At 54.7% G+C, this 1,372-nt stretch carries 1 rRNA gene; it reads right to left on the bottom strand.

Annotated elements, in window-relative coordinates:
* Positions 1-1,372 (bottom strand): 23S ribosomal RNA (locus tag JOC74_RS23275); the annotation flags it as partial.

Genomic DNA, 1,372 nt, shown 5'->3' with positions numbered 1-1,372 from the left:
GGTTAAGTCCTCGATCGATTAGTATCTGTCAGCTCCATGTGTCACCACACGTCCACCTCAGACCTATCTACCTGATCATCTTTCAGGGATCTTACTTCCATAGGGAATGGGAAATCTCATCTTGAGGGGGGCTTCATGCTTAGATGCTTTCAGCACTTATCCCGTCCGCACATAGCTACCCAGCGATGCCCTTGGCAGAACAACTGGTACACCAGCGGTGCGTCCATCCCGGTCCTCTCGTACTAAGGACAGCTCCTCTCAAATTTCCTGCGCCCACGACGGATAGGGACCGAACTGTCTCACGACGTTCTGAACCCAGCTCGCGTACCGCTTTAATGGGCGAACAGCCCAACCCTTGGGACCGACTACAGCCCCAGGATGCGATGAGCCGACATCGAGGTGCCAAACCTCCCCGTCGATGTGGACTCTTGGGGGAGATAAGCCTGTTATCCCCGGGGTAGCTTTTATCCGTTGAGCGATGGCCCTTCCATGCGGAACCACCGGATCACTAAGCCCGACTTTCGTCCCTGCTCGACTTGTAGGTCTCGCAGTCAAGCTCCCTTGTGCCTTTACACTCTGCGAATGATTTCCAACCATTCTGAGGGAACCTTTGGGCGCCTCCGTTACATTTTAGGAGGCGACCGCCCCAGTCAAACTGCCCACCTGACACTGTCTCCCCGCCCGATAAGGGCGGCGGGTTAGAAGGTCAATACAGCCAGGGTAGTATCCCACCGATGCCTCCACCGAAGCTGGCGCTCCGGTTTCAAAGGCTCCTACCTATCCTGTACAAGCTGTACCAACATTCAATATCAGGCTGCAGTAAAGCTCCACGGGGTCTTTCCGTCCTGTCGCGGGTAACCTGCATCTTCACAGGTACTATAATTTCACCGAGTCTCTCGTTGAGACAGTGCCCAGATCGTTGCGCCTTTCGTGCGGGTCGGAACTTACCCGACAAGGAATTTCGCTACCTTAGGACCGTTATAGTTACGGCCGCCGTTTACTGGGGCTTCAGTTCGCACCTTCGCTTACGCTAAGCGCTCCCCTTAACCTTCCAGCACCGGGCAGGCGTCAGCCCCTATACTTCGCCTTGCGGCTTCGCAGAGACCTGTGTTTTTGCTAAACAGTCGCCTGGGCCTATTCACTGCGGCTTCTCGGGGCTATTCACCCTAAGAAGCACCCCTTCTCCCGAAGTTACGGGGTCATTTTGCCGAGTTCCTTAACGAGAGTTCTCTCGATCACCTTAGGATTCTCTCCTCGCCTACCTGTGTCGGTTTGCGGTACGGGCACCATTTTCCTCGCTAGAGGCTTTTCTTGGCAGTGTGGAATCAGGAACTTCGCTACTAAAATTTCACTCGCCATCACAGCTCAGCCT

Source organism: Bacillus capparidis (assembly GCF_017832095.1).
GTDB classification, from domain to species: Bacteria; Bacillota; Bacilli; order Bacillales; family Bacillaceae; genus Bacillus; species Bacillus gobiensis.
Note: the sequence above shows the minus strand (reverse complement) of the source record. Positions and strands in the feature narration are given on the sequence as shown.